Consider the following 4707-nt stretch of genomic DNA (forward strand, 5'->3'; position numbering starts at 1 on the left):
GGCCCCGCCGGCGGGCGGGGCCGGCCGCGCCCGCCGCCCGGGGGGCGGGGCGGCGGCGTGGTCACGCGAGGGTGCCGAGCCGTTCGGCCGGGATGTCCTGCGGCAGCAGCAGGCTGAGTTCGTCCAGGTCCACCACGTCGACCCGGGACAGCCGGCCCGCCTGCCGGGTGATCATCGCTTCGAGCACCTGCCGGGCGAACCGGCCGTTGCCGAAGGAGCGGTCGCGGGGGACGGCGCCGAACAGGGTGCCGAGTGCGGCCAGGGTCTCCGGGGTGCAGGTGTAGCCGGCGGTCTCGGCCCGCGCCCGGACGATGGTGACGAGTTCCTCGTCCGCGTAGTGGTCGAAGGTGACCTCCCGGGAGAACCGGGAGGCCAGGCCGGGGTTGGAGGCGAGGAAGCCGCGCATCTCCTCCTGGTAGCCGGCCACGATCACCACGACCTCGTCGCGGTGGTCCTCCATCAGCTTCACCAGGGTGTCCACCGCCTCCTGCCCGAAGTCCCCGCCGCTGCCGTTGCGGGGCGTCAGCGTGTACGCCTCGTCGATGAACAGCACGCCGCCGCGGGCGCGTTCGAAGGCGTCCCGGGTGAGGTGGGCGGTGTGGCCGAGGTAGCGGCCGACCAGGTCGGCGCGGGCGGTCTCGACCAGCCGGCCGGAGGGCAGGACGCCGAGTTCGGCGAGGAGTTCGCCGTACAGCCGGGCGACGGTGGTCTTGCCGGTGCCGGGCGGGCCCGAGAACACCAGGTGGTGGCTGAGGCTCGCGGCGGGCAGCCCGGCCTCGACCCGGCGCCGGGACTGGCGGGTCAGGTTGACCAGGTCCTCGACCTGCTCCTTGGCGGCGGCGAGGCCGACCATGGCGCGCAGCCGGTCGAGCGGGCCGGGCTCCCCGGCCCGCCCCGCGCCGGCCTCGTCGAACTCCTCGCCGACGTCGGCGGGCAGCAGCCGGGTGAGCGCCGCGTTGTCGAAGTGCTCCAGTTCGGCGAGCCGGGAGGCCTGCCGGTCGACCATCTCCTCGAACACCTTGCGGGCGGCCCGGCCGTTGCCGAAGTCGGCGCCCTTGGGCATCCGGTCGAAGTGCGCGGCGAGCGCCTCCCGGGTGCCCTCGGCAAGCTCGTAGCCGTGTCCGCCGGCGGCCTGCCCGACGATCGTGGCGAGCTCGTCGGCGCTGTAGTTCCGGAACTCGACGGTGCGGCTGAACCGCGAGGCCAGGCCCGGGTTGGCGGCCAGGAACCCGCGGATCCCGGCCTCGTACCCGGCGACGATCACCACCAGGTCGTCGCGGTGGTCCTCCATCAGCTTCACCAGGGTGTCGACGGCCTCCCGGCCGAAGTCCGGGCCGGTGGCGCCGGAGCCCGCCGAGAGGGTGTAGGCCTCGTCGACGAACAGCACACCGCCGAGGGCCTCCCTGACCACCTCGGTGGTCTTCAGGGCCGTCCCGCCGATGACCGGGGCGACCAGGTCGGCCCGGGCGACCTCGACCAGGTGGCCGCGGCGCAGCACGCCGAGCTCGGCGAGGATCGCCCCGTAGAGCCGGGCGACGGTGGTCTTGCCGGTGCCGGGCGGGCCGGCGAAGACGAGGTGCCGGCTCATCGGCGGGGCGGGCAGCCCTGCCTGCTCGCGGCGGCGGGTCAGCTTGCCGAGGTTGACCAGGGTGGCGACCTGCTCCTTGACGCCCTCCAGCCCGACCAGGGCCTGGAGGACGGCCTGCGGACCCCGCGGCTCGGCGGCCCCGTTCGCCGGGGCGTCCGCACCGTCGCCGTCGCCGTCCCTGTCCCCGTCCTCGGCTAGGGCGGCGGTGGCGACGGCCGCCGTGCCGTGGGCATCCGGCGAGCGGTTGTCCCGGCTGTCGAGGTTCTCCACCACGAGGCGGTCGGTCGGCGCGGTCTGCCACAGTCCGGCGCCCCGGTTCCCGGCAGCCGTGCAGTCGGTGAGCCGGACGGGCTCCGCGGACTCGGAGCGCAGCCCGTCCACGGTGTTGTCGCCGAGCCGGCAGCAGGTCAGGGTGGCGCGGGCGCCCGGCAGCAGGTGCAGCCCGTGCCGCCGGTTGGTCCCCAACCGGGTGCGGGTGGCGGCCAGTTCGCCGCCGCGTTCGACGCTCGCGCCGTCGAGGGCGTTGTCGGTGGACTCGACGTCGCGCAGGATGGCGACGCCCCCGGCGCCGACCGAGATCCCGCAGGACCCGCTGGCGCGCACCAGGCCGCCGCCGAGGTGGGTGTGGGCGCCGTCGGCGATCCGCACCCCGTGCCGGCCGGCGTCGACGACGGTGACGTCCTCCAGCCGGCCGCGCCCGTCGCGCAGCACCTCGATCCCGTGGCGGCCGGCGGCGGTGACGGTGCCGCGGCACAGCAGCGGGTCGGCGCCGTCGCGCACCACGATGCCGGCACCGGCCGCGCGGCGGACCTCCAGGCGGTCGAACCCGGGGGTGCTCCCCCCGGTGAGTTCGACGCCGTCGGCCCCGGCGTCGCGCACCACCGTCCGCAGCAGGCTGGGCCCGGCCGACCCACCGACGTGGATGCCGACCCCGGTGGGGGCGGTGACCTCGCAGTCCTCCAGGGTACCCCGGGCCCGGCCCGCGATGTGCAGGCCGTACCCCTGGGGGCGGACGGCGCGGCAGCGGCGCAGCAGCGGGTCGGTGCCGTCGGTGAGGACGTAGCCGTGGCCGCGCACGGCGGTGACGGAGCAGTCCTCCAGCACGACCCGGGCGGCGGAACCGACGAAGACGCCGAGCGCGCTGTCCCGGATCGCGGTGCGCAGCAGGCGCGTGCTGCTCCGTTCCTCCAGGGCGACGGCGGGCTTGTCGGTGCCGGAGATCTCGCAGTCCTCGACGACGCCGCGCGCCTCACCGTTGGCGCACAGGCCGTTGCCGCGGGCGTCGCGCAGCACGCAGCGCCGGACCGTCGGGTCGGCCCGCTCGCCGATGACCACGGCCGAGGTGCCCAGGTGCTCGACGACGCTGTCCTCGATCACGCTGGAACCGGTGGAGGTCTCCACCAGCCCGGCGCCGGCCGGGTTGGTGACCCGGCTGCCGCGCATGACGAGTTCACCGGGCCCGCGGGTGAGCACGGCGGTCCAGGCGTTGCCGATCACCTCGCAGTCCCGCACGGTGAGGCGGCCGCGCGGGACGTCGACGGCGGGCAGCTCGTCGTCCTGCCCCTGGAGCACCAGCCCGGTCAACTGGACGGCCTCGGTGAGCACCTGGACCACCGAACCGCGCCGGGGGCTGATCCGCACACTGCCCCGGACGTCGGCGGCGGTGATGCCCACCGCCTTGGTGAGCACCAGGTTCTCGTCGTACCGGCCGGGCCGGACCGAGATCACCGCCCCGCTGCCGGCCGCCTGGAGGGCCTCGCCGATCGTCCGGTAGGAGCCGGGCTCCCGCTGCTCCGCGCAGACCGTCAGCACCGGGCGCGACATTGCCTGGGGTTCCCTTCGTCGTGGGGCGTTGTGGTTCGGTGGCTGGGTCGCTCGGTGGGCCCGGGCCGGGCCCCGGCGGGTCGGCGCCGGGGTCAGGCCGTACAGGTGGCGCGGACGGCGCTGGCGGCGTGGTGGGCGCCGCTGGAGCCGCCCCAGTCCACGCCGCGGCTGTGCAGCGTGACGGAGATCGGGCCGCGGTAGGTGAACGGCCCGTTGTTCACCCAACTGCCCCGGCTCGCCGCCTGGTTGATGGTGAACGAGCCCACCTGGCCGCCACCGCTCTGCACCGTGTAGGTGCTCGGGTTGCCGCCCACCTGCTTCACGTCGCCGCTGGCCGGGATGTAGACCGACAGGGTGCAGCTGGTGACCTTGTCCACGGTGAAGGTCCAGACGACCGAGTTGCCGCTGTCGTCCTTGCTGGCGCTGCCGGACATCGGCATCGAGGCGTAGGTGCCGTTGCAGCCGTCGCCGCTGTAGCCGCCGGAGTTGTTGCGCCAGCCGCTGGTGCCCTGGTCGAACCAGCCGTTGACCTTGTACTGGCCGCCGCCCGAGCAGTACGGGCCGGCGATCACGGTGACCGGTGCGGGCGGCTTGGCGGCCGGGGGCGCGGGCTGCTGGGACGCCGGCGGATTCGGAGCCGGCTTGTTCGGGGCCGGCTGGTTGGGGGCCGGCGGGTTCGGGGCCGGGTTGGCCGCGCCGCCACCGCCCGTGCCGCCGGCGGCCGGGCCACCACCGCCCGAACCACCCGAGGCGGCGGCCGCACCGCCCTGCGCGCGATCACCCCCGCCACCCGAACTCACGCTGCCCGCGGCAGGGTTGGCCCCGCCGCCGGGAGGGGCGGCCGCACCGGCACCGCCCCCGCCACCGCCCCCGCTGGCGCCGCCGCCGGTGCCGTTCGGGGCCGAGGCCGCCTGGTCGCCCGACGTCGGTGCGGCCGAACCGTCCGGCTGCGGTGCCGCCGAACCCGACTGCCCGTCGGGCGCGGCGCCTCCGGCGGTGCCGCCGTGCTCGTCGAAGCCGGCGACATTGCCGGGCGGGGCGTCGGCCTGGGCCGGTCCGTGCGGGTCGCTGCCGCTGCGCTGGGTCACCATCACGGAGGTGCCGACCAGCACCAGGCCGACGGCGACGGCCGCGGCGATCATCGGACGGGAGACCCGGCCGGCGCGCGGCCCCGGGTCCCCAGGGTCCCCAGGACCCGCGGGCCCCGCAGGGGTCGCCGGGCCGACGGGTGCCGTCGGGCCCTTGCCGGGGGACGGCAGGGGCGCCGGCCCGAGGCCGGTCCCGGCCGGGGGCCT

The 4707-nt window shown here is 76.5% G+C and carries 2 protein-coding genes; both read right to left on the reverse strand.

The window, feature by feature from the left end; genetic code table 11:
* Positions 1-61: 61 nt before the first annotated feature.
* Positions 62-3412 (reverse strand): right-handed parallel beta-helix repeat-containing protein, encoded by a 3351-nt coding sequence (locus ACFU6K_RS31725; protein ID WP_380668886.1) that lies wholly within the window; start codon positions 3410-3412, stop codon positions 62-64.
* Positions 3413-3504: 92 nt separating this feature from the next.
* The gene (locus ACFU6K_RS31730) at positions 3505-4554 is read right to left on the reverse strand and encodes a hypothetical protein (protein ID WP_380668888.1); all 1050 of its coding nucleotides are present in this window, start codon (positions 4552-4554) and stop codon (positions 3505-3507) included.
* Positions 4555-4707 lie beyond the last annotated feature (153 nt).

The sequence above is a fragment of the Kitasatospora sp. NPDC057512 genome, from assembly GCF_042802135.1.
Lineage (GTDB): Bacteria > Actinomycetota > Actinomycetes > Streptomycetales > Streptomycetaceae > Kitasatospora.